The following is a 20,335-nucleotide window of genomic DNA, read 5'->3' as shown; positions in this document are numbered from 1 at the left end:
AAACCTTGTTTTTAATTTAGACGAAGTTTAATTTTCCAAATTAAACGAATAGATCTTGTTATTTTAATTTAAAATAATTATATAGCAATAATCTATTAAAATTCAATCTTAATAATTAAAATATATTACTTATATGAATATTGATAAATTTACTGCACATGCTCAATCAGTAATAATTAATAGCCAATCTTTAGCTGCCAAAAACGATCATCAGCAAATATTACCTTTGCATTTATTATGTAGTCTTTTAAGTGAAGAAACAGGTATAATTCAAACCCTTATTAATAATGCCGGCGGTAATATAAATCTATTAAAAGATCAAGCACAGGTAGAATTAAATAAAGTACCGAGAGTACAAGTGGGAGGTGGGGGGCAGATTTATTTTTCTGCTGAAACTCTTAAATCCTTAGAAAAAGCAAGTAACCTTGCAAAAGATAATGGCGATAGTTTCGTAACAATCGAGTGTATTTTAGAAGCTTTAAGCTATGATAATACCATAGCCGGTAAAATTCTAACCGGTAACGGCATTAACGGCAAGAAGCTAGCAGTGGCTGTTTTGCAGCTCCGTAAGGGGAAAAAAGCAAATACTGAATCGGCAGAAAATAGCTATGATGCTCTAAAAAAATATGGCAGAGACGTAACGGAGCTTGCCGAAAGCGGTAAGCTTGATCCAATAATCGGGCGTGATGAAGAAATAAGAAGAACTGTGCAGGTACTATCGCGTCGTATGAAAAATAACCCTGTATTAATAGGTGAGCCTGGAGTTGGTAAGACCGCTATAATTGAAGGCTTAGCCCAAAGAATTTTTAGTAAAGACGCGCCTGAATCGCTTATTAATTGCCGTATTATCGAGCTTGATATGGGGGCATTAATAGCAGGCGCTAAATATCGAGGTGAATTTGAGGAGCGTCTTAAAGCAGTTCTTAGCGAAATAAAGGAATCAAGCGGTGAAATTATTTTATTTATCGATGAGCTACATTTATTAGTCGGCACGGGAAAAACCGACGGCGCTATGGATGCTTCGAATTTACTAAAGCCGATGCTTGCTCGTGGTGAGCTGCACTGCATCGGCGCTACTACTTTAGACGAATATCGTAAATATATTGAGAAGGATGCAGCGCTTGCTCGTCGTTTCCAGCCTGTTTACGTGAGTGAGCCGACAGTAGAAGATACAATTTCAATTCTTAGAGGTATAAAGGAAAAATACGAGCTACATCATGCTGTGCGAATTTCCGATAGTGCAATAGTTGCAGCAGCTACGCTTTCAAATCGTTATATCACCGATCGTTATTTACCTGATAAAGCTATTGATTTAATTGATGAAGTTTGCAGTCGTATAAAAATAGAATTGTCAAGTAAACCCGAAGAGCTTGACGAATTAGATCGCCGTATTATTCAGATAAAGATTGAGCTTGCAGCACTTAAAAAGGAAAATGACGAGCATTCTAAAAAGAAAATAGGGCATTTAACCACAGAGTTGGAAAAATTAGAGTCTAAATCCTATGATATGGGAGCTAAATGGCAGGCGGAAAAGTCTAAGCTGCAGCAAGCACAAAAGCTTAAAGAAGAACTGGACCGTAGCCGAAACGAACTTGAACGTGCTGAGCGTGACGCTAATCTTGCTAAAGCTAGTGAGCTAAAATACGGAATTATACCTGAGATTATGAAAAAAATTCAGGAAACCGAGAGTATGAATAATAAAGGGTTGTTAAAAGAAATTGCATCGGAAAGTGATATAGCAAGTATTATCTCTCGTATTACCGGTATTCCAATTGATACTATGCTGTCAAGTGAGCGTGAGCGTTTGCTTGTGATGGAGCAGAAATTACGTGAATCGGTCATAGGACAGGATGAGGCAATTAAAGGCGTTAGCGATGCGGTCAGAAGATCACGTGCAGGTATTCAGGATATTAACCGTCCGCTTGGTTCGTTCTTATTCTTAGGACCGACCGGTGTCGGTAAAACCGAGCTTACCAAAGCCTTAGCCGGTTTTCTTTTTGATGACCGTAATGCAATACTTCGTATAGATATGTCGGAATGTATGGAGAAACACTCAATATCCCGGCTAATCGGAGCTCCTCCTGGCTATATTGGGTATGATCAAGGCGGAATGTTAACGGAAGCGGTAAGACGTCGTCCATATCAGGTAATATTATTTGATGAAGTTGAGAAAGCACATCCTGACATATTTAATATTATGCTGCAAATACTCGATGAGGGAAGATTAACCGATAGTCAAGGTATAACGGTTGATTTTAAAAATACTATTATCGTGTTAACGTCTAATTTAGGTGCAGAAATATTGGTTAATGAAGATACTTATAAAGTACAGCTAAATTCAGAAAACTTCAGACAAGATGAATTTAAGAAAGAGTCTGCACAGCGTACAAAAGTACGTGAGCACAGACGAACGCCGCAAAATTCGCTTGTATCAAGTTTTTTGAATGACGCTGTAAAGGATCAGGTAATGGAGTATGTAAAAGCAGTCTTCAAACCCGAGTTTCTAAATAGGCTGGACGAGATTATATTATTCCATCGCCTAAACCGTAGTAATATTCATGATATAGTTAAGATACAGCTTGAAGTCTTGCAGAAAATTTTACTAGTACAAAATATTACTCTTGAATTTGATGAATCTGCTTTAAATTATTTAGCCGAAAAAGGCTATGATCCAAGCTTTGGAGCAAGACCTTTAAAACGTGTTATCCAGCGGGAAATACAAAATAATTTAGCCAAGATGATTTTAGCCGGCGAAATAAGTAACGGTAAAACGGTTAAAATAAGTAGGGAGAAAGAAGGGCTAAGGATAAAGATAATTGATTGATTTAAGTGTACGACTCATATATCACTCCCGCTCACGCGAGAATGATATAAAATCGAGCCATGCAACAACCCCTTTTCAGTCGCTTAGCTCATGACGAAGTTAAGCAAAATTATAGCTTATTAATATGTCTCAATTTCAGCTAAATTTACTACCTCTCCTGAAAATTTATAATAATCACTACTAGTAGAGTTAGGAATTTGTAAGTCAAATAATAGCGCTTCTTCTCCTTGATACGGATCAACCAAGTAAGAATTTGTAATATCTGTAACTACTGATGATAAGTAGGTTGTTGTTTCAATAAGCTTATTAATAGCATTTTGTCCGTCTTTTAATATTTTATCGACTAGTTTTTTATCTTTATAAAAAGTATTTACGACACCTATTATAGTTGTTGATATCTCATATATAATAACACCGTTTTTAATTATATTTGTTATATTAGAGTCTAATTTTACTGTTTTAGAAAAAATTAAAGAAATAACAGTAGGGTATTTATTGAATACATTAAGTAATTCTAAAAAATTATTTACAGCTAAATAGGCAGAATTTGTTGCTTCTGAAAAACAATTATATGCTTTGTATATGTTTTCATAATTATTATTACTCATAAACTTACCTCTTTTTTATATAGATAATTACCACGTTTCATGGTAATTACATATCATACTACTAAATTAAGAAGTGTCAATATTAAAAAATTATATAGTAAACTGACTTGAACTCAGGACGTCGTTAATTTGTAATAGTTGAGATTTAATCTTACATTTAGTAAAATAAGATAAATATTAAATGGAGGACTAGAGATGAATCTAAATCAAAAAATAATAAAGCCAAAAATAGGATTACTAGAATTAGCTAGGAGTCTTGGAAGTATATCGTCAGCAGGCACCGTCAAGTTAAGTAAGATAGAGTCAAAAGGAGCTATATTTTTAGATTTCAGGCAGCAAGAAGTCTTTGAGTAGCTTCATCCCAAACGTCTTTAGCGGATGTAAATGCAATTCTTTGCTCGGGTGCCTTTTTACCATATCTACCAACATAGCACCGTCAAGTTAAAAGAGATGTAAATTAAGTATCGAGCAAATGCAAAGAATGATTTATAGAATAGCAATAACCATTTTTTTCTAAATTATACCGCTATGCATATTACTCAAGCCCCGAAGAGACATCGTTTTCCAGCAAGTATTATCAGTCATGTAGTATGGTTATATCATCGTTTTAATAGTAGCTACCGAGATGTTCAAGAACAGATGGCATATCGAGGTATTATTTTGAGTCATGAGACTGTAAGATTTTGGTGCAATAAATTTGCAGTTTATTTTCAAGATGTCATCAGGAAGAGAGGGCGGAAGCCAACTGATAAATGGCATTTAGATGAGATGAACATCGAGATCAAAGGTGAAGTATTCATATTATGGAGAGCTGTTGATTCTGAGGGGTATGAGTTAGAAGTATTGTTGCAGAAGCGTCGTAACAAGAAGTCAGATATTAGGTTTTTATCAAGATTACTGGGTAATTATCCTTCTCCAAGAGTAATTGTTACTGATAAGCTAAGGAGTTACATTAAACCTGTTAAGCTTATGTGCCCTAAAACTAAGTATCGCACTCATAAGAGACTAAATAACCGCGTTGAGAATGCTCATCAGCCAACTAGGCAAAAAGAGAGGATACTGATTAAATTCAAGCATCCTAACCCAGCACAATGTACATTATCACTGATGAGCAAGGTTAGAAATATATTTGCTGTAGATGTTGGTAGATATAATAAAAAGGCACCCGAGCAAAGAATTGCATTTACATCCGCTAAAGACGTTTGGGATGAAGCTACTCAAAGACTTCTTGCTGCCTGAAATCTAAAAATATAGCTCCTTTTGACTCTATCTTACTTAACTTGACGGCACCTCTCCAGATATTACACAAGCAACAATACATTCTTTTTTAATTTCTATTATCCCATTCATCTAGCCAACTTTCTCCATTGTGTTTTAACCATAAATCGGCATCAGGATTGTTTTCTTTTCTAGTTAATAAGGATTGATGTCTAGCTTCTTTAGGCACGCCTGAATTATCTAGTTGTTTAAGATATACAAGTATTGCTTCACTAATTATCCAACTTTTGCCACGGTGTAAATCATGAGCTGCTTTTTCAAGTTCTTTACTTAAATTTATTTCTAAGCGCATACTAGTCGTAATACTTTTGCCATTTTTACTCCCTTTAATAAATTAAAATAACCCAGCTTATAATATTTAATTGTAACACAAAGTGTTACATATCGTTAGTTAAATAAAATCACTTCTCAAAACGACAAAATGCTCTACTACTATCTTGATTAAGAAAATCGATAATTTGCATTATTATAGAATTATTTTTATACTTCTCTGTAACTTGTTTTATACGCTCAGCAAAATTACCTTCGCCTGAGAAGATTTCTTCGATAGCTTTTAAAGCACTTAAAGACCCCGCTTTATCAAAACCTTTTCTATTCATACCAATTAGATTTAAACCCTCAAGCACCGCACGCTTACTGCTTACAAGCCCAAAAGGTATTACGTCTGCTCCGACCGGTGATAGCCCGCCGATCATCGAATACTCACCGATTCTAGCATATTGATGAACTGCCGATAATCCACCTATTATTGCGTAATCACCTACCTCAATATGACCTGCTAGGTTTACGTAATTAGCAAATACTACGTTATTACCGATTTTACAGTCATGACCGATATGAACACCGACCATAAATAAATTATTATTTCCTATTCTTGTCACCATTCCGCCACCTTGGCTTCCTGCTTGCACCGTAACGTATTCTCTAATAGTATTATTAGAGCCGATTATTGTGCTTGATCGCTCATTAGCATATTTTAAGATTTGCGGAGGTTGACCAATTGATGCAAAAGGATAAATAATCGTGTTTTCACCGATTTCAGTGATCCCTTCAATTACTACATGAGATTTTAGCTCTACATTATCATGAAGTACTACTTCAGCACTTATAATACAATACGGACCGATTTTTATGTTTTTACCGAGCTTTGCACCATCTGCAATTATAGTCGTAGGATGTATTGCTGTTAGCTGGGTATTAGAATTTGACACTACTTATACTCCAAATATACGACGATACGAAGATCAGCTTCAAAAAGAGCAGGGAGTTTATGAGGCGAGGAGCGGAGCGTATAATAATACGCGAGTACCAAAGCACTTGTAAAACGACGTAGCCAATTTTTGAAATTCATCGAGTACCTTACGTTCTATCTTTAATCATTGCAGTAAATTTACTTTCTGCGGCTATTTCACCTTCGACTGTAACCGCACTTGAAAATTTCCATACGTTAACTCTCTGCTGTTCAATAGTAGCATGGATATGCATAGTATCTCCGGGCTGAACGATTCTACGAAATTTTGCATTTTCAATAGCCATTAAAAACACTTCTTTATTCCTAGTGGAGCCTAAAGATTTAGCAACTAATATAGCCGCAAGCTGTGCCATAGCCTCAACCATTAGAACACCGGGCATAACAGGTCTTGCCGGAAAATGCCCTGTAAATTGCGGTTCGTTAACAGTAACGTTTTTAATGCCTAATATTGATTTATTAAGGTCAATTTCAAGTACTCTATCTACTAATAAAAATGGATAACGATGAGGTATCAGATCCATAATTTCTGTAATATCGATAATCATTTATCTAGGTCTCTTCTTTAATGTAAATTTTCCGTCATTGCGAGCAGGTCTTGCCTGTGTGGATACTGAAGGTTGTCATTGCGAGGAGCGAAGCGACGTGGCAATCCAGAAAAATAATAAAAAAGTCTGGATTGCTTCGTCGAAACTTGCAGTTTCTTCTCGCAATGACGGTTCAGATATTCATTTTCAATAACAAACTACTTTTTTAATTTGCTACTAGAAGTCTTTACTAATTGTTTCATAATAATAGATTGTCTATGCCAATCCATAATAGGTACCGCGGGGCTACCGCCGACAATCTTACCTGCTTCTATATTTTGTACTACGCCGCCTTGTGCTGCTATCTGTACCCCGTCGCCTATATTCAGATGTCCAGCGATTCCTACCTGTCCTCCAAGAGCGCAATATTTACCGATTGCGGTGCTACCTGCTATACCTGCTTGTGCTACAATAATAGAACCTCTGCCTATTCTTACGCTGTGTCCTATTTGTACTAAGTTATCTATGCGGCATAAATCTTCTATAATTGTATCTTGGAGCGAGCCTCTATCAATGGTAGTGTTTGCACCAATTTCAACATTATTGCCGATTTTAACTATTCCTATATGAAATATTTTATGATGTACGCCCCTTTTGGTAGAAAATCCAAATCCATCTTGTCCTATTTTTGCACCTGCAAGTATGACGACATCATCGCCTATAATTGCGTAATTTATTGAGACATTTGATTCTATTTTAGCATTTCTGCCTAAGCTTACACCTCTACCTATAAAACTACCGGATTCTATAACACTATCATCACCTATAACAGCGTCATCTTCGATAACGACGTTATGACCTATATAACAATTTTTTCCGATAGTTGCCGAATCTGCAATACAGGCTGATTTCATTATTTTAGCAGGGTATGATTTAATAGGAGCATAAAAAAAATCAATCAATTTGCCGTAAGCAAAATATGAATTTGTAGCACGTAGTAAAACGGTATTTGGATCTATTTTTTCGGAGAAATCTTTTGGTACGATGCAAGCAGCAGCTTTGGTAGTTTTTAAAAATTCGAAGTATTTAGGATTGCTTAAAAAGCTAATATCGCTTGAAGATGCTTCTTGTAAAATCTTAATATCATGAATTACTATATCTTCATAGATTTTAGGAGCTTCTATAATATCTTGTAAAAAATCTATAATTGCCGTTAGTTTTCGTGGCCCTAGATTTTTATAAAAATTACTACTTACCATATGAAACTTTAAGCAAATTAATCATTAGCGACAGTATATAAGTGATAGTTTTATTATGCAACAAAATTTACAAGTTTTGCATGATTCTTAGGTTATTCAATAGTGCTGATTTATGTCATTCCCGCTTCCGCGGGAAGGCATTGTTGCGTGGATATAAAAAAGCGCTCGGTGTCATACCGCGGCTTGTCCACGGTATCCATAAAACAACTAAGAATACTAACATTGTTAGTATTCTTAACTGTATCCCGTGAATAAATCACGGGATGACAACAACAAAACCTAATTATCTCCATAATGACCCCACATGCGTAAAATTTTTACTTCTTTGATCTCTTCATATACTTGATAAAATAACCTATGTTGTAGATTAATTATTCCTGAATAAGCACTATTATAAGCACCTACTAATTTTTTATAAGGAGGTGGTTTTTTGAAAAGGATTATTTTGAATAATATGTAATAGATTTTGAATTTTATCGTTATAAATAGATTTGCTTACTAATTTATAATCTTTACGCGCAGCTTCAGTAAGGTATAAAGTGTACATTTTTACTTTAATTCTAAGACACTACATTTTTTGATAGGAGTATTTAGCCCATTAATAATTGAGTCGCTTAATTCTTTATTAGAGGCTACAAATATTGTCTCTTGTATATCTTCTCAATCATCAGCCGATATTAAAACTGCGGCATTTCGTTTACCCTTTATTAACGTAGGTTCATGGCTTATAGCTAATTCATCAATTAACTTGCATAGACTTTTTCTAGCTTCACTAGCAATCAAATATGTCATAAATTTATTTTTCTTCACAGAACCTAAACTAAATAGTACCATATGAAGTACCAATAGTCAACACTCGATGTCATTCCCTGTGTCGATATTAAGCCGTCATTGCGAGTGACTGAAGGGAGCGTGGCAATCTCAGGAATTTGATACGAGATTGCTTCGTCAAATTACGTTGTAACTCTTCTCGCAATGACGGAAAAACCGAGTAATGCCAATTTTTGAAATCAATAATCATATTGACTTGTTTAAAGTTTTGCTTAAAATCATCTTGGAGCAGTTAAGATTGTTCTGGAGCTTAGTAACCTCCTATAGAACCGGTTATCATTTTCCGTAAAAATGTAATCCTCGACTCTTTTGATCAGGGGGATGATAGGGTATGTTCAGGGCTTAGGGTATAACTTTAAGCTTAAAGCCTATCATAGCTGATGTTCTATACGGTGTTACTAACTCCCTGATCACCATTGAGATATTTTAGCTTTCTTGGTGATCAAACTTGAATCATTTAAGTTTAATCAGGAGAACTAAGTCGTTATGAACACTAAAACCGTAGCAGAAAAAATAGAGCCGTATCTAGATTTTCTTATTAAAGACAAAGACTTATTACGTGAAATCTATCCGAATGGAATGGGTGTGGTAAGTATAGAACTTATTTTAGCCAAGAAGCCTTACAACACATATGCCTGCTATAAGTTAATCCGTACTTTGTTCAAATTTCCATACCGAAAAATCATACTTATAATTGATAAAACGCTTTTAAAAGCCTCTCTTAGTTTAGTCCGTTCAATTATTCTTGGCACTTTATCATATCAAAACTTAGTTAAAATTTTTATCTGTGATGAGAATAATTGTGTATTAAATATGAGAGCTTTAAAAAGTAGCGAAAATTACTTTTTGTTATACAAAATTAATTACTTTAAAAAAACTTATTAACTGAGAGTAATTGAAAGCACGTTCGATGCCATTCCCACGGAAGCGGGAATCCAGGGTAAAACGAGATAAATCTAGCTTTTAAAAAGGCTTTAAAGTAATGGATTCCCGCCTCCGCGGGAATGACATAGGATAAAAATTGTCCCTTTTTATTAATTCTATGTAGCACTGCTTTTTCCGGGCAACTCAACATCTATTCCTCATTTTTCGTTTTCTAAATGGGAGATAATACAACATATTGCTTCATTTGGTAATAATGATAAATGTAAAAAAGGTTTTAGAATCCGGTTGAATTTTTTTACATACTCCCGCAATGGCAAATGGGAATAATTTCGTAAAATTATTCATCGTTATTATAATAGATTCAGGATTAATATTTTGTTCTTGTAAATAATATGCTAATAGCCCCCGATTTACTTTTTTATAGAATTTTGTAGCACATGCAATTTTAAAAAAATTATCTAAACCACCTTCATTTAAAAAAAATTTATTTAGAAATGAAACTAAATTTTTTAATAACTTTTCTTGTAATAACTTCATTGTCTTGGCAAATGCGGTCGTGCCCCCGTATTGCAGCTTAGCATGAATAGTCTATAATCCTCAAACAGTAATAAGAGAGAATTATAGTTAAGGAGTTATGACAAGAATATATGTTAAGTGTAGATCAAGAATAGATGTTAAGTGTAGATATTATAACGACACAGAAAAAGTAGTAAAGGCGGGATATTCAATTTCAAAACAACAGAGATATCAATGCAAGCAGTGTAATCGATATTTTTAACTGTAATATATTAATAATGCCTCTAAGCCTGGAGTCAAGGCTCAGATAGTAGATATGTCAATCAATGGCTCTGGAGTTAGGGATACAGTAAGAGTATTAAAAGTGGGTATCAATACGGTTATCCGTGTTTTAAAAAAATCTAGCGTTAAAAAAGATAAATCATTCTATCAATACGATAGAAGTAATTATTGCTCCTGAAATAGATGAACAATGGTCTTATGTACAGAATAAATCCAAACAAAGATGGCTTTGGTATTCTTTGGATAAGATTTTGTTAAAAGTAGTTGCTTATACTTTTGGTACAAGATGTGATAGCACATCAGAATCATTACTGAAAAAAACTGGAGGATTTTAAGGTTACTTTTTACTTTACAGATGGATGGGGAAGTTATGCTAGGTTATTAGATCCCAAAAAACACATTGTTAGTAAAAAATATACTCAACGGATAGAACGGGGTAACTTAAATCTTAGAACAAGATGCAAAAGACTGACACGTAAAACAATTTGTTTTTCCAAGTCATTGGATATTCATGATAAAGTCATCGGAACTCTTATTGAACGTATAGCCTTTTAATATCCACATCTGTAAAATGGAGGTGCGACCGGCAAATGCTTTGTCCGTACTTGCGTAGTTTGCAGCCATATTTCACTCATTATCAGCATGAATAATCATCTCAGGCGGCATCAGTTTAATAAGTGCTCGAGAAACTGTTGTCATGCCTTTTTTTTGGACGTAAACATTAACAATGTTCTTCCGCATGAATCAATAACATTAATATTTTCCTTGAGCATTTTTGGAATAAGCTCTAAACAAACATTATCTAAATCACGCCATATAGCCTTTGTTAAGGCAGGTTGACCACGTATATTCTCGATCGTACTAATAGCCTCAGTAGGCATTTTGGGAATAAGTTTTAAACAAGCTTTTTCTAAACCTGCACCAGCAGTTAAAATTAAGGCTGTATTACCATTCTCATCGGATTGATAAAATAAATTAGTATTTTTTATTTTATCAATTAATCTCCCAACTTCTTTTTTATTTGTACCTATTGCTTGTATTACAAGTGTTAATTCTTTTAGTAGGGATATTAATTTATTATATAACATTTCATCTGATTCTTCATATATTCCAAAAATTCTTTTCACACTTGTAAACATAATTTACCCTTATTAAACTTCAGTATCTTATTAACTTAAAATTACCAAAATAAGTTTAGAAATGCATTAGATAAGGAGTGGTGGCCACGGTCGGAATCGAACCAACGACACAAGGATTTTCAGTCCTTTGCTCTACCGACTGAGCTACGTGGCCTTAATAATTAGATATCATACTTGTTTTGAGTGACGCTTATATATGTCATTCCCGCGTAGGCGGGAATCCAGTACTTTAAAGCTTGTTAAAAGCTCGGTTTATCTTGCTTTATGACGAATTCCCGCCTACGTACGCGGGAATGACATAAACTGGATTGCTTCGTCGAAACTTACAGTTTCTCCTCGCAACGACGGAAAAACCAAATACAATAGTAAGCTTATAATAGATTAATCGGCTTTTGTCTATATTTTATTAGTGATGTTGGACAGAAATATAAAATTATGATATAGTAGACGTTTATTTCTATAACGGTTTTTTATGATCAAAATCGGTGATATTGTACTTTCTTCAAATATAATCCTTGCTCCAATGTCGGGTGTTACGGATTTGGAATTTAGAAGATTGGTGAAAAGATTCGGTGCAGGGCTGGTAGTTTCTGAAATGGTTGCGAGTAGAGCAATGATTGTGGAATCTAGGCAGTCACTACAAAAAAGTGCCATTATGCGTGATGATGCAACAAGTGCTTGCGTGCAGCTTGCAGGCTGTGAGCCGAATGTAATAGCAGAAGCTGCTAAAATGAACGAGGATATGGGGGCAAAAATTATCGATCTTAATTTTGGTTGTCCGGCGAAAAAGGTGGTAGGCGGTTATGCAGGTTCGGCTTTAATGAGAGACGAGCAGCTCGCAGCTAAGATTTTTGAAGCCACTGTTAAAGCGGTTAAGCTGCCGGTAACCGTTAAAATGCGTATGGGCTGGGATGATCAGACAAAAAACGCAACGAGCTTGGCTAAAATTGCTGAAAGCTCAGGAATTCAGATGGTTACCGTTCACGGTAGAACGAGATGCCAGTTTTATTCCGGTAATGCTGATTGGGATTTTATACGATCAGTTAAAGAAGTTGTAAGGATTCCGGTTATTGCTAACGGTGATATTACTAATTTTGCTAAGGCAAAAGAAGCTCTGCAAAAATCCGGTGCGGACGGTATTATGGTCGGTAGAGGAGCGTACGGTAAGCCTTGGCTTATTTCACAAATCGATCATTATCTTAAAACCGGTGAAGAAAAAACTGTCCCCTCTATATCAGAGCAGCTAGATGTTGTAACAGAGCATTATGAGGCAATACTTGATTATTACGGTGAATCCGCGGGCGTACCTATTGCACGTAAACATATCGGCTGGTATAGTAGCGGTTTACCGAATTCGGCAGAGTTTAGGTGTGCGGTTAATTTGATGAACGATCCCGCAGAGGTAAAAGAGAAAATTGCGGAATTTTATACAAGCGTTATGGAGACGAATAAATGAAAAGAATTCTAAGCTTTATTTTTGTAATATTATTTTTTAATTTAAGTTATGGAAGTGAAAAAGCAGCAATTATAACTGATTATAAACCGGTATTTTTGCCTGTAATTGCTAAAAATAAAAAAATAAAAATTGCCATTCGTTCTTATTTAAATAATGAAAAATCATACTTCGTTTTAGTAGATCCGAATTCTTTTAAAACTGAGTTAGCCCTACAAGAACTGGTAATTTTACCCGCGAATAAAATAGAAAAAGAAAATTTTTTAAAAAAATTAAATAAAACCCCGTATATTAAATCTTTAAATAAATATAGCTCTGCACCTTATACATTACAAAATTACGGTGCTACGAATAGCATGTATAAAGTAAAAGGACAATTTCTTACAATTGACATGTGCCCCTCTTCTAAAAATTCTGAAGAAGATTTTTTTAAAAAACTTGTAGAATTATCGATCAAACTAAATAAACCTATTCCTATTACTATATGTGTTTCAGGCTTATGGATTAATAAGCATACAGAAGAGTTCGTATGGTTATTAAAGCAACAAGAAAGTGGTTATTTACAAATAACATGGGTTAATCATTCATTTAGTCATCCTTATTTTAAGGATAAGCCTCTTGAAGATAATTTCCTTCTTTCCAATAAAGATGATTTTGAAAATGAAGTATTAGAGGCAGGAAAAATATTAGTAAGTTATAATATTGCTCCGTCGCCTTTCTTTCGTTTCCCTGGATTAGTTTCTGATCAAACATTAATAGAAAAACTAAAAGATTTAGGATTTATTCCGCTCGGTAGTAATGCTTGGCTTGCTAAAGGCGAAAAAGTTCAGGATGGTTCTTTCATATTAGTACACGGTAATAGTAACGAAAAAGCAGGAATAGATTTAATTATGCCAATGTTACCAGAATTAAAATTACTCCCTATTGAAAAAGCGTTTTTATTACATGACAATTGATTAGCTAAATACTAATATTGATGCAGCTATAGTTTTCCAGAAAGTTAATAATAGACGATATTAACAGTAGGGATAAAAATGCCGGATATAGAGCCAAAGATATATCCAGCTGAATTTAAAGAATCAGCGATTAGATTAGCTATTGAGTCTAAGCAACCTTTTGCTCAAGCAGCTAGAGAACTAGCAATTACGAAGTATAGTCTATATAATTGGGTTAATAAACATTCAAAACTCAAGGAAGTAATGAGATATGAAGAACATCTGTATGATGAATTAAGGAGATTGAAGAAGAACTAGATAGAGTAACACAAGAACGTGATCTATTAAAAAGGCTGCCGCGTACTTTGCAAAAGAATCCCAATAAGGTACGCATGGATAAAGGAAAACAGAGGTAATTTTTCCATTTCTGCTATGTGTAAATTTATGAAAGTATCACGTAATGGTTATTATGAATGGTTAAATAATCTTGGATGTAATAGGGTTAAAGAAGGTAATGAATTAACAAACAGAATTGAAATTATCTTTAAAGAAGGTAGAGGTAATTATGGAACTAGACCTATTAAAAAGGAACTATCACGGCAAGATATAACTGCTAGTAGGAGACGCATTGCAAGACTAATAAAAGAAGCTAATTTGCTATGTAAAACTAAACGTAAATTTAAAGCCATTACTGACTCTAATCATAATAAGCAAATTGCTCCTAATTTATTAAATAGAGAGTTTACAGTTTATGCTGCTAATTGTTATTGGGTTGGAGACATAACCTATGTGCCAACTGGTGAAGGCTGGCTATATTTAGCAACTGTTATTGATCTATTTTCTAGAAAAATTATAGGATGGTCTATGAGTAATAACATGAGAGCTGATTTGGTTAATAATGCTTTATTAATGGCAATATGGCAACGTAAACCAGCAAAAGGGCTTATTTGGCATACTGATAGAGGTAGTCAATATTGTTCTGATAGTCATTTAAAAATTATAAAACAACATGGTATCAAACAGAGTATGGGTCGTAAAGGAAATTGCTTGGATAATGCTGTTGCTGAAAGTTTCTTTCATACTATAAAAACAGAATTAATGTATCAATATAAATTTAAAACTAAGGAGGAAGCAAAATATGCCATATTTGAATATATAGAGGTATTTTATAACCGTATCAGAATGTATTCTGCTAACGATTATTTATCACCAGTAAGATATGAAGAGATACAAAATTGCGCTTAAACAACTGTTCGGAAAAGTGTTGACAGATCATTCAGCTGGATATATCTTTGGCTTTATATCTGGCATTTTTATCCCTACTGCTAATATCGTCTATTATTAACTGTCTGGAAAACTATAGCCACATCAGGTGAAGTATTAGTCCAAGGAGCAGACGATGGTGTTGTGGATTAATAGAACTGAATGATCAATTAATTATAGTAGTTTTCATGCAGCAATTTAGTATTTATCAAACAAGCGATGAATTACTTCTAAAATCGATATTGCTTCTGATAGAAAAATGCTATCACTCTGATCTTAAAAGTGTTGTATTAACAATAGATGTAGATCAACAAGAAATGCTTAATAAAGGTCTTTGGACTTATTCACGTAAACAATTTATACCTCACGGCAGTAAACTTGATCCACAACCTGAAAAACAGCCGATTTATATTACCGATGAGTTACAAAATCCTAGTAATGCTAGTGTACTTATTCTCATTTCTCCTATAGATATAGAAAAAATTTTACAAGTTAAAGACTATATAGAAGTTTTTAAAAGAATAATTATAATAACTGATTTGCCGGAAGATTTAAAAGAATTAACGGCAAAAATAAATAAATTTACTACACCACAAAACAAAATTGATTGCTTTAAACAAGACGCGCGAAGTTCGTGGAATAAAGTAGAATAGACTTCTTTCGTAATTAAACTTATAGTGAGGAATTTGCAGGAGACGCGAAGCACAGGACTTCAGCGTAGTAAATCTACGTGAGGATTCGGCTATCTTCTCGACGCACAAATTACCTCTAGAGGGTAATTACGCAAGAAGTCTAATAAACTTATATTCTTTTACGTACAAATAAATATAATCCCATCGTTAAGGCAATAACCAAATTGGAATAACACGCAAAAATAAAATCTAGATTTTTTGAAGCAAAATTTTGCAATATAAAATGAATTGAAGTAACAAATAATACTGTCAAAGCTGAAAATAATACCGGCACAAAAGTTGTCTTTTTGCTATAAGGATATCTCAAAAAAACCGCAAGTGCTAAAAAAGGTAATACAAAATTATATAAAGGCCAAATTATTCTTTGATGTGCTTCAGCAATTAATTTAATTTTTTTAGTAATAGCTAAATCATGAGGAGGGTCAAGTAATTCGCTTATATAATATTCGTTTGCTTCTTTGTTATGTTGAGTTCTTTGTGATGCTAAAGGATTATCATTTTGTAGCTTTATCATTAAAGAATCAAAAGTTAGCTGAGTTAAATTACCGTTTACATCATATTCTTGTCTTAGACCTTTATTAAGTTCAAAAATCGGGTTATTATCATATATATTAAGAGTACCTGAATCTGCAAATACTACTGATGGGTTATCGGCATTACGATTATCAAATATTATTACACCGTTCATAGTATTTCCTGCCGATTTTTTATCTATAAAAACAGTGATATCTTTAGTTATTTTATTAAAAGTTTTCTCCTCAATCATACTTGAGATATAATTATTCTTTATAAAGCTTAAACGTGATTTTAAGTTCATGTGAGATAAAGGTAGGATGGTGGAAGATATATAATGAGCAAGTAGCATAACTATTAATGCGACATATAAAGCAGGCAATGTTAGTTGTAAATTATTAACTCCTGAAGCTTGTAGTATAATTAGCTGTCGTTCGACTTTTAAATTATTATAGATATAGATTACGGCAATAACCGTTATTACTGGTAATAGAATAAATAGTAAAGTAGGGAGTACTAACGCTATTAAACTGACGAAGTCCATAACTTTTATACCTTTATCAAATAAATATAAAAGCTTTAATACCTGCGTTATCCATACTATACTAGTCACTGAAAAAGTAACGACTATAAGAAGCGGTAGGATATTTTTTATAAAGTATTTTCTGTATAGTAACATATAATGTTTGTTTGATTTTTTGATGTCATTCCCATATTACCGGACTTGTCATTGCGAAGAGTTGCGTTAGCAACGATGCGGTAATCCAGAAAAATAATAAAAAAATTCTGTAAATCAGAATTTTTTACTGGATTGCTTCGTCGAATTACTCTGTAATTCTTCTCGCAATGGCGAAAATGGTCCACGCAACAATGTTGACTCGCAATGACGAGCCCGGTGCTATGATGGATGATCGAATGGGTTTTGTAGAAACATAACTAAAAACCAAGTTTACTGTGTGAGCCTAATCGTATTAATTCCAATGTGCCAGCATCGGGTTTTCTATAAATTAGTACTAAATCCGGTTTAATATGACAATCTCTACAATCACCTATAAGAACATGATCCCTCATAGTTACAGGTTATGTTATATCAGCAATCAAGTATTTAGCTGCTTTCAATAAAATACCATCCAAATTTATTCCGTGTTTTCTACGTTTTTCACGCTTATAATCACGTTTAAACTGCGCAGTACGTTTAATCGTTCTCATTTAAATCGGACGACAAATTATTTATATTACCAACATGAACTAATTTGTCGCTTCTTGCAGCTTTCATGGCCTTAATTGTTTCATCATTTGGGATAAGCGGTTCAAACGGCAACGCTTTTTCACGAGCAACACGAAATAAAAGCATACGAACAGCATCGGATAAAGTAAGCCCCATAGCAGCAAGCACTAAAGCTGCTTCTTCTTTAACCCCTTCATTAATACGGGCTCGCACAATAGAATCAGTAGACATAAAAATTCTTCTTTCAATAATGTAGCTACATTGTAGCAGTTATATTAAAAACTTTCAAGATTAAAAATCAAGTTTTTATATGTAGTAAGAATTAAAACACCAATTCTTCTTATTATATTACCCGCAAAGACTCGATAAATTAATTTACCTATCAATATTGTTATAAATGCAATAGCAATGCCGTAAATTATATCACTTGGGTAATGCGTGGCAAGGCTTATGCGAGATAAAGATACGAGCATAATAACACAAATCATTAAGATTTTTAATGGTAATTTTATATAATTCCAAGCAAAATATGTGACTAAAACGCTAAGAGCTGCGTGGCTGCTCGGAAAACTTGAAAAGCATCTTTCATTTGCAGTATTTATTATTGTTGTGAAACTATCTATAGGAAGACTACAATAAGGACGAGGTAAATTAACGGAAAATTTAAGAGCTGTAAAAATTAAACCGAATACTGCGTATATTATACCAATTTCCACTAACTTATTATAACCGTACCAAAATTTATTTTGTCGTTTAGTGGCGTTTTTAATTTTCTTTAATTGAATATAAAAATATATGCAGTATAAAATATATATCAGGGCAAAATTAGCGATATTAAAACAAAGAGAAATTATTTTTAAAAAATAAGATATAGAGCCGATATTAGTAATTTTATTTAAAAATAAGAATATTTCTTGATTTAAGCCGCAAAAATTATAAAAAACTTCAAACATCATTTTAATTATTTATGTTACAAATAACAATACTTGGGTGCGGATCGTCAATAGGTGTACCGGTTATAGGGTGCAGTTGCTGCGTATGTCTCTCAAATTCAAAGTACAATAAAAGGACTAGATCAGCAATATATATTAACGATGAAAATAGTCAAATATTAGTTGATTTCGGTTATGATATTAAATATCAACTAGTAAGAGAGAAAATAAACAAGCTTGATTGTGCTATATTAACTCATGATCATTCCGATCATGTTAACGGCATTGAGGATTTGCGAGTATTTTCGTTTATTTCAAAAAAGCCGTTAGAAATTTATACCAATCATAATACTGTGGCAAAGCTACACAAGAAATTTGATTATTTATTTAAGCCGGCTTCAGTCATACCTTGGCAAGTGCTAGCTACTAAATCTATCGATTTTTTTGATAAAATTAAAATTAATACTATTGATGTACAGTTCTTTAGACAAAATCATGGTCCTGTTGATAGTTTAGGCTTGCGGATAGGCGACTTTGTCTACTCACCCGATGTAAGCAATTTTCCGCCTGAGTCAGAAAAATTTTTAAAAGATGTAAAAATATGGATATTGGATTGTATGGATTATACCTCAAACAAAAATCACGCTGGACTTAATAAGGTATTAGAGTGGCAAGAAAAATATAAACCAGAGCAGATATTATTAACCAATATGAGACACACGATAGATTATCATGAAATTACGAAAATGCTCCCAAGTAACGTTAAGCCGCTCTATGACGGCTATAAATTTACAGTTTAGCTTATGATTATTTTAGAAAAAGTATGCAAGCGTTACGGCAAAAATTACGCAATTAAGAATATTGATCTAAGTTTTACTACCAAAGAAACTACTGTAATAATTGGTCCTTCGGGAAGCGGTAAGACTACTCTACTTAGAATTTTGAATAATTTGGAAGAACCAAGTAGCGGCACTTTTTTGGTAGAAGGGAAGAAACTACCACCTAAAGACGGAAGAAAACTTCGCTTAAAAGTAGGGATGGTGTTTCAAAATTTTAATCTCTTTCCTCATTTAACGGTAGGAAAAAACCTAATTTATACGCCCGTAAATGTTTTAAAATTGTCAAAAGAGCAAGCAATTTCTATGGCAAAAGAGCTACTTGTGAAATTTAAGCTAACGCAAAAATTTGATTCATACCCAGCGAGTTTATCCGGGGGGCAAAAACAACGTATAGCGATAGCAAGAGCCTTAATGATGAAGCCAGAAATTTTGTTATTTGATGAACCAACGTCAGCACTCGATCCCGAAAATATTAAAGATGTTATAGAAAATATAAATTTATTAAAAGATAAAATGAGTATGGTAGTAGTCACGCACCATTTAAAATTTGCAAAATTAATAGCGGATCATGTTATTTTTATGGATCAAGGGCAGATTTTAGCAAATCAGCCTGCAAGGGATTTTTTTAGTAAACCGGCATCACATAGGGCTAGGTTGTTTTTAGAGAATATAGGTGATTTAATGTGATATACATACAGTGTCATGCCGTGGCTTGACCACGGCATCCAGAAAAATAAATAAAATACTAATTTTTAATTGGACCGTATGGTCAAACTGGTGTTGTTGCTTGGCTCATTTATGTCATTTTTGCAAAAGAAGGAATCCATGCTAAAAAAGCTTTACTTTAATGGATTCTCGCCTACGCGGGAATGACATCGATCCTTAAGTTGACACCCATGTGCTTTCGCGGGGATGACATATAATCAATAAATAAAATTACCATATGAATAAAAACTTATCATATTTTTTAGTACAATATCATTATTGCTATGTTCTACGGTTTTTGCTAAGCCACGAGTAGAATTACCGCAAAAACTAAGAAACTTTATTAAAAAGCTTGAATTGCAAAAAGACGAATTACA

The 20,335-nt window shown here is 33.7% G+C and carries 27 protein-coding genes, 1 tRNA gene and 1 pseudogene; 14 read left to right on the top strand and 15 right to left on the bottom strand.

The genetic code is table 11. The features are described 5' to 3' along the window. Window positions 1-133 precede the first annotated feature (133 nt). Window positions 134-2,824 (top strand): ATP-dependent Clp protease ATP-binding subunit, encoded by a 2,691-nt coding sequence (locus AAGD46_RS07710; RefSeq protein WP_410525931.1) that lies wholly within the window; start codon window positions 134-136, stop codon window positions 2,822-2,824. Between the two features lie 119 nt (window positions 2,825-2,943). On the opposite strand, the gene AAGD46_RS07705 is transcribed toward AAGD46_RS07710, so the two are convergent. Beyond that, window positions 2,944-3,432: a DUF5424 family protein gene (locus tag AAGD46_RS07705; protein WP_341787193.1), complete on the bottom strand. Its 489-nt coding sequence runs from the start codon at window positions 3,430-3,432 to the stop codon at window positions 2,944-2,946. A 195-nt stretch (window positions 3,433-3,627) separates the two neighbouring features. Between AAGD46_RS07705 and AAGD46_RS07700 the strand changes: the two genes are divergently transcribed. Beyond that, entirely contained in the window at window positions 3,628-3,786 is a 159-nt protein-coding gene (locus tag AAGD46_RS07700) for a hypothetical protein (protein ID WP_341787192.1), read from the top strand. A 174-nt stretch (window positions 3,787-3,960) separates the two neighbouring features. Continuing rightward, window positions 3,961-4,671 (top strand): IS6 family transposase, encoded by a 711-nt coding sequence (locus AAGD46_RS07695; RefSeq protein ID WP_341787191.1) that lies wholly within the window; start codon window positions 3,961-3,963, stop codon window positions 4,669-4,671. An 88-nt stretch (window positions 4,672-4,759) separates the two neighbouring features. Here the strand turns inward: AAGD46_RS07695 and AAGD46_RS07690 are convergent, their stop codons facing one another. The 6 genes from AAGD46_RS07690 to AAGD46_RS07660 all read right to left on the bottom strand — a co-directional run bounded on the left by AAGD46_RS07690 (window position 4,760) and on the right by AAGD46_RS07660 (window position 8,579). Continuing rightward, window positions 4,760-5,002 carry a hypothetical protein gene (locus AAGD46_RS07690; RefSeq protein ID WP_341787190.1) on the bottom strand — a complete coding sequence of 81 codons (243 nt, stop codon included), beginning with the start codon at window positions 5,000-5,002 and terminating at the stop codon, window positions 4,760-4,762. A gap of 109 nt (window positions 5,003-5,111) precedes the next feature. Continuing rightward, window positions 5,112-5,921: an acyl-ACP--UDP-N-acetylglucosamine O-acyltransferase gene (lpxA, locus tag AAGD46_RS07685; RefSeq protein ID WP_341787189.1), complete on the bottom strand. Its 810-nt coding sequence runs from the start codon at window positions 5,919-5,921 to the stop codon at window positions 5,112-5,114. A 148-nt stretch (window positions 5,922-6,069) separates the two neighbouring features. Next, on the bottom strand, window positions 6,070-6,507 hold the full coding sequence (gene fabZ / locus AAGD46_RS07680) for a 3-hydroxyacyl-ACP dehydratase FabZ (protein WP_341787188.1): 438 nt from the start codon (window positions 6,505-6,507) through the stop codon (window positions 6,070-6,072). 197 nt (window positions 6,508-6,704) lie between these two features. Next, window positions 6,705-7,745 (bottom strand): UDP-3-O-(3-hydroxymyristoyl)glucosamine N-acyltransferase, encoded by a 1,041-nt coding sequence (gene lpxD, locus AAGD46_RS07675; protein WP_341787186.1) that lies wholly within the window; start codon window positions 7,743-7,745, stop codon window positions 6,705-6,707. A gap of 412 nt (window positions 7,746-8,157) precedes the next feature. Next, a complete protein-coding gene (locus AAGD46_RS07665; protein ID WP_341787184.1) occupies window positions 8,158-8,292 on the bottom strand; it encodes a hypothetical protein in 135 nt (44 codons plus the stop codon). A gap of 113 nt (window positions 8,293-8,405) precedes the next feature. Then, window positions 8,406-8,579 (bottom strand): hypothetical protein, encoded by a 174-nt coding sequence (locus AAGD46_RS07660; protein WP_341787183.1) that lies wholly within the window; start codon window positions 8,577-8,579, stop codon window positions 8,406-8,408. Window positions 8,580-9,062: 483 nt separating this feature from the next. Here AAGD46_RS07660 and AAGD46_RS07655 point away from each other — a divergent pair, with 483 nt between their 5' ends. Beyond that, window positions 9,063-9,461, top strand: coding sequence for a hypothetical protein (locus AAGD46_RS07655; protein WP_341787182.1), 399 nt, complete (start codon window positions 9,063-9,065; stop codon window positions 9,459-9,461). A gap of 240 nt (window positions 9,462-9,701) precedes the next feature. On the opposite strand, the gene AAGD46_RS07650 is transcribed toward AAGD46_RS07655, so the two are convergent. Next, window positions 9,702-9,998 carry a hypothetical protein gene (locus AAGD46_RS07650; RefSeq protein ID WP_341787180.1) on the bottom strand — a complete coding sequence of 99 codons (297 nt, stop codon included), beginning with the start codon at window positions 9,996-9,998 and terminating at the stop codon, window positions 9,702-9,704. Window positions 9,999-10,293: 295 nt separating this feature from the next. Between AAGD46_RS07650 and AAGD46_RS09750 the strand changes: the two genes are divergently transcribed. Genes AAGD46_RS09750 through AAGD46_RS09740 form a run of 3 tightly spaced genes read left to right on the top strand, consistent with a single transcriptional unit; the run spans window position 10,294 to window position 10,814 of the window. Then, complete coding sequence (locus AAGD46_RS09750; RefSeq protein ID WP_341786690.1) at window positions 10,294-10,437, top strand: IS1-like element transposase; 144 nt, start codon at window positions 10,294-10,296, stop codon at window positions 10,435-10,437. Then, window positions 10,394-10,594, top strand: coding sequence for an IS1 family transposase (locus AAGD46_RS09745; RefSeq protein WP_410525965.1), 201 nt, complete (start codon window positions 10,394-10,396; stop codon window positions 10,592-10,594). Before AAGD46_RS09750 ends, AAGD46_RS09745 begins: the two co-directional genes overlap by 44 nt. Next, window positions 10,581-10,814: an IS1 family transposase gene (locus tag AAGD46_RS09740; protein ID WP_410525955.1), complete on the top strand. Its 234-nt coding sequence runs from the start codon at window positions 10,581-10,583 to the stop codon at window positions 10,812-10,814. The genes AAGD46_RS09745 and AAGD46_RS09740 overlap by 14 nt, the downstream gene beginning before the upstream one ends. On the opposite strand, the gene AAGD46_RS07640 is transcribed toward AAGD46_RS09740, so the two are convergent. The 3 genes from AAGD46_RS07640 to AAGD46_RS07630 form a co-directional block, all read right to left on the bottom strand. Then, window positions 10,758-10,883, bottom strand: coding sequence for a hypothetical protein (locus AAGD46_RS07640; protein ID WP_341787179.1), 126 nt, complete (start codon window positions 10,881-10,883; stop codon window positions 10,758-10,760). The genes AAGD46_RS09740 and AAGD46_RS07640 overlap by 57 nt on opposite strands. Before the next feature lie 71 nt (window positions 10,884-10,954). Continuing rightward, window positions 10,955-11,386 (bottom strand): hypothetical protein, encoded by a 432-nt coding sequence (locus AAGD46_RS07635; protein WP_341787178.1) that lies wholly within the window; start codon window positions 11,384-11,386, stop codon window positions 10,955-10,957. A 90-nt stretch (window positions 11,387-11,476) separates the two neighbouring features. Next, window positions 11,477-11,552 (bottom strand) — tRNA-Phe (locus AAGD46_RS07630). 318 nt (window positions 11,553-11,870) lie between these two features. Between AAGD46_RS07630 and dusB the strand changes: the two genes are divergently transcribed. The 5 genes from dusB (at window position 11,871) to AAGD46_RS07605 (ending at window position 15,702) form a co-directional block, all read left to right on the top strand. After that, window positions 11,871-12,854 carry a tRNA dihydrouridine synthase DusB gene (dusB, locus tag AAGD46_RS07625; protein ID WP_341787177.1) on the top strand — a complete coding sequence of 328 codons (984 nt, stop codon included), beginning with the start codon at window positions 11,871-11,873 and terminating at the stop codon, window positions 12,852-12,854. After that, on the top strand, window positions 12,851-13,807 hold the full coding sequence (locus AAGD46_RS07620) for a hypothetical protein (RefSeq protein ID WP_341787176.1): 957 nt from the start codon (window positions 12,851-12,853) through the stop codon (window positions 13,805-13,807). The genes dusB and AAGD46_RS07620 overlap by 4 nt, the downstream gene beginning before the upstream one ends. Before the next feature lie 78 nt (window positions 13,808-13,885). Further along, complete coding sequence (locus tag AAGD46_RS07615; RefSeq protein WP_341787158.1) at window positions 13,886-14,104, top strand: transposase; 219 nt, start codon at window positions 13,886-13,888, stop codon at window positions 14,102-14,104. A 57-nt stretch (window positions 14,105-14,161) separates the two neighbouring features. After that, window positions 14,162-15,031 (top strand): IS3 family transposase, encoded by an 870-nt coding sequence (locus AAGD46_RS07610; protein ID WP_341787868.1) that lies wholly within the window; start codon window positions 14,162-14,164, stop codon window positions 15,029-15,031. A gap of 206 nt (window positions 15,032-15,237) precedes the next feature. After that, the gene (locus AAGD46_RS07605; RefSeq protein WP_341787175.1) at window positions 15,238-15,702 is read left to right on the top strand and encodes a DNA polymerase III subunit chi; all 465 of its coding nucleotides are present in this window, start codon (window positions 15,238-15,240) and stop codon (window positions 15,700-15,702) included. A 148-nt stretch (window positions 15,703-15,850) separates the two neighbouring features. Here the strand turns inward: AAGD46_RS07605 and AAGD46_RS07600 are convergent, their stop codons facing one another. The 4 genes and pseudogenes from AAGD46_RS07600 to AAGD46_RS07585 form a co-directional block, all read right to left on the bottom strand. Next, complete coding sequence (locus tag AAGD46_RS07600; RefSeq protein WP_341787174.1) at window positions 15,851-16,933, bottom strand: LptF/LptG family permease; 1,083 nt, start codon at window positions 16,931-16,933, stop codon at window positions 15,851-15,853. A gap of 257 nt (window positions 16,934-17,190) precedes the next feature. Further along, window positions 17,191-17,463: pseudogene (locus AAGD46_RS07595) on the bottom strand (type II toxin-antitoxin system YafQ family toxin). Continuing rightward, window positions 17,450-17,713 (bottom strand): type II toxin-antitoxin system RelB/DinJ family antitoxin, encoded by a 264-nt coding sequence (locus AAGD46_RS07590; RefSeq protein ID WP_341787172.1) that lies wholly within the window; start codon window positions 17,711-17,713, stop codon window positions 17,450-17,452. Before AAGD46_RS07590 ends, AAGD46_RS07595 begins: the two are co-directional and overlap by 14 nt. 44 nt (window positions 17,714-17,757) lie before the next feature. Beyond that, window positions 17,758-18,435 (bottom strand): phosphatase PAP2 family protein, encoded by a 678-nt coding sequence (locus tag AAGD46_RS07585; RefSeq protein ID WP_341787945.1) that lies wholly within the window; start codon window positions 18,433-18,435, stop codon window positions 17,758-17,760. Between the two features lie 14 nt (window positions 18,436-18,449). Between AAGD46_RS07585 and AAGD46_RS07580 the strand changes: the two genes are divergently transcribed. Both AAGD46_RS07580 and AAGD46_RS07575 read left to right on the top strand, forming a co-directional pair. Further along, on the top strand, window positions 18,450-19,214 hold the full coding sequence (locus tag AAGD46_RS07580) for an MBL fold metallo-hydrolase (protein WP_341787171.1): 765 nt from the start codon (window positions 18,450-18,452) through the stop codon (window positions 19,212-19,214). A gap of 3 nt (window positions 19,215-19,217) precedes the next feature. After that, entirely contained in the window at window positions 19,218-19,940 is a 723-nt protein-coding gene (locus AAGD46_RS07575) for an amino acid ABC transporter ATP-binding protein (protein ID WP_341787170.1), read from the top strand. The last annotated feature ends 395 nt before the right edge of the window (window positions 19,941-20,335 follow it).

This window comes from Rickettsia endosymbiont of Cantharis rufa (assembly GCF_964026445.1).
Classification (GTDB): domain Bacteria; phylum Pseudomonadota; class Alphaproteobacteria; order Rickettsiales; family Rickettsiaceae; genus Rickettsia.
Note: the sequence above shows the minus strand (reverse complement) of the source record. Positions and strands in the feature narration are given on the sequence as shown.

Bases quoted from the DNA above. Each gene is read 5' to 3' on its own strand.
- AAGD46_RS07575 (WP_341787170.1), top strand. From the start codon at position 19,218: ATGATTATTTTAGAAAAAGTATGCAAGCGTTACGGCAAAAATTACGCA.
- AAGD46_RS07660 (WP_341787183.1), bottom strand. From the start codon at position 8,579: ATGGTACTATTTAGTTTAGGTTCTGTGAAGAAAAATAAATTTATGACA.
- AAGD46_RS07700 (WP_341787192.1), top strand. From the start codon at position 3,628: ATGAATCTAAATCAAAAAATAATAAAGCCAAAAATAGGATTACTAGAA.
- AAGD46_RS07655 (WP_341787182.1), top strand. From the start codon at position 9,063: ATGAACACTAAAACCGTAGCAGAAAAAATAGAGCCGTATCTAGATTTT.
- AAGD46_RS07640 (WP_341787179.1), bottom strand. From the start codon at position 10,883: ATGGCTGCAAACTACGCAAGTACGGACAAAGCATTTGCCGGTCGCACC.
- fabZ (WP_341787188.1), bottom strand. From the start codon at position 6,507: ATGATTATCGATATTACAGAAATTATGGATCTGATACCTCATCGTTAT.
- AAGD46_RS07590 (WP_341787172.1), bottom strand. From the start codon at position 17,713: ATGTCTACTGATTCTATTGTGCGAGCCCGTATTAATGAAGGGGTTAAA.
- lpxD (WP_341787186.1), bottom strand. From the start codon at position 7,745: ATGGTAAGTAGTAATTTTTATAAAAATCTAGGGCCACGAAAACTAACG.
- AAGD46_RS07710 (WP_410525931.1), top strand. From the start codon at position 134: ATGAATATTGATAAATTTACTGCACATGCTCAATCAGTAATAATTAAT.
- AAGD46_RS07705 (WP_341787193.1), bottom strand. From the start codon at position 3,432: ATGAGTAATAATAATTATGAAAACATATACAAAGCATATAATTGTTTT.
- AAGD46_RS07665 (WP_341787184.1), bottom strand. From the start codon at position 8,292: ATGTACACTTTATACCTTACTGAAGCTGCGCGTAAAGATTATAAATTA.
- AAGD46_RS07580 (WP_341787171.1), top strand. From the start codon at position 18,450: ATGTTACAAATAACAATACTTGGGTGCGGATCGTCAATAGGTGTACCG.
- AAGD46_RS07620 (WP_341787176.1), top strand. From the start codon at position 12,851: ATGAAAAGAATTCTAAGCTTTATTTTTGTAATATTATTTTTTAATTTA.
- AAGD46_RS07650 (WP_341787180.1), bottom strand. From the start codon at position 9,998: ATGAAGTTATTACAAGAAAAGTTATTAAAAAATTTAGTTTCATTTCTA.
- AAGD46_RS07695 (WP_341787191.1), top strand. From the start codon at position 3,961: ATGCATATTACTCAAGCCCCGAAGAGACATCGTTTTCCAGCAAGTATT.
- AAGD46_RS07690 (WP_341787190.1), bottom strand. From the start codon at position 5,002: ATGCGCTTAGAAATAAATTTAAGTAAAGAACTTGAAAAAGCAGCTCAT.
- AAGD46_RS07605 (WP_341787175.1), top strand. From the start codon at position 15,238: ATGCAGCAATTTAGTATTTATCAAACAAGCGATGAATTACTTCTAAAA.
- AAGD46_RS07585 (WP_341787945.1), bottom strand. From the start codon at position 18,435: ATGTTTGAAGTTTTTTATAATTTTTGCGGCTTAAATCAAGAAATATTC.
- AAGD46_RS07600 (WP_341787174.1), bottom strand. From the start codon at position 16,933: ATGTTACTATACAGAAAATACTTTATAAAAAATATCCTACCGCTTCTT.
- AAGD46_RS09750 (WP_341786690.1), top strand. From the start codon at position 10,294: ATGTCAATCAATGGCTCTGGAGTTAGGGATACAGTAAGAGTATTAAAA.
- AAGD46_RS07615 (WP_341787158.1), top strand. From the start codon at position 13,886: ATGCCGGATATAGAGCCAAAGATATATCCAGCTGAATTTAAAGAATCA.
- dusB (WP_341787177.1), top strand. From the start codon at position 11,871: ATGATCAAAATCGGTGATATTGTACTTTCTTCAAATATAATCCTTGCT.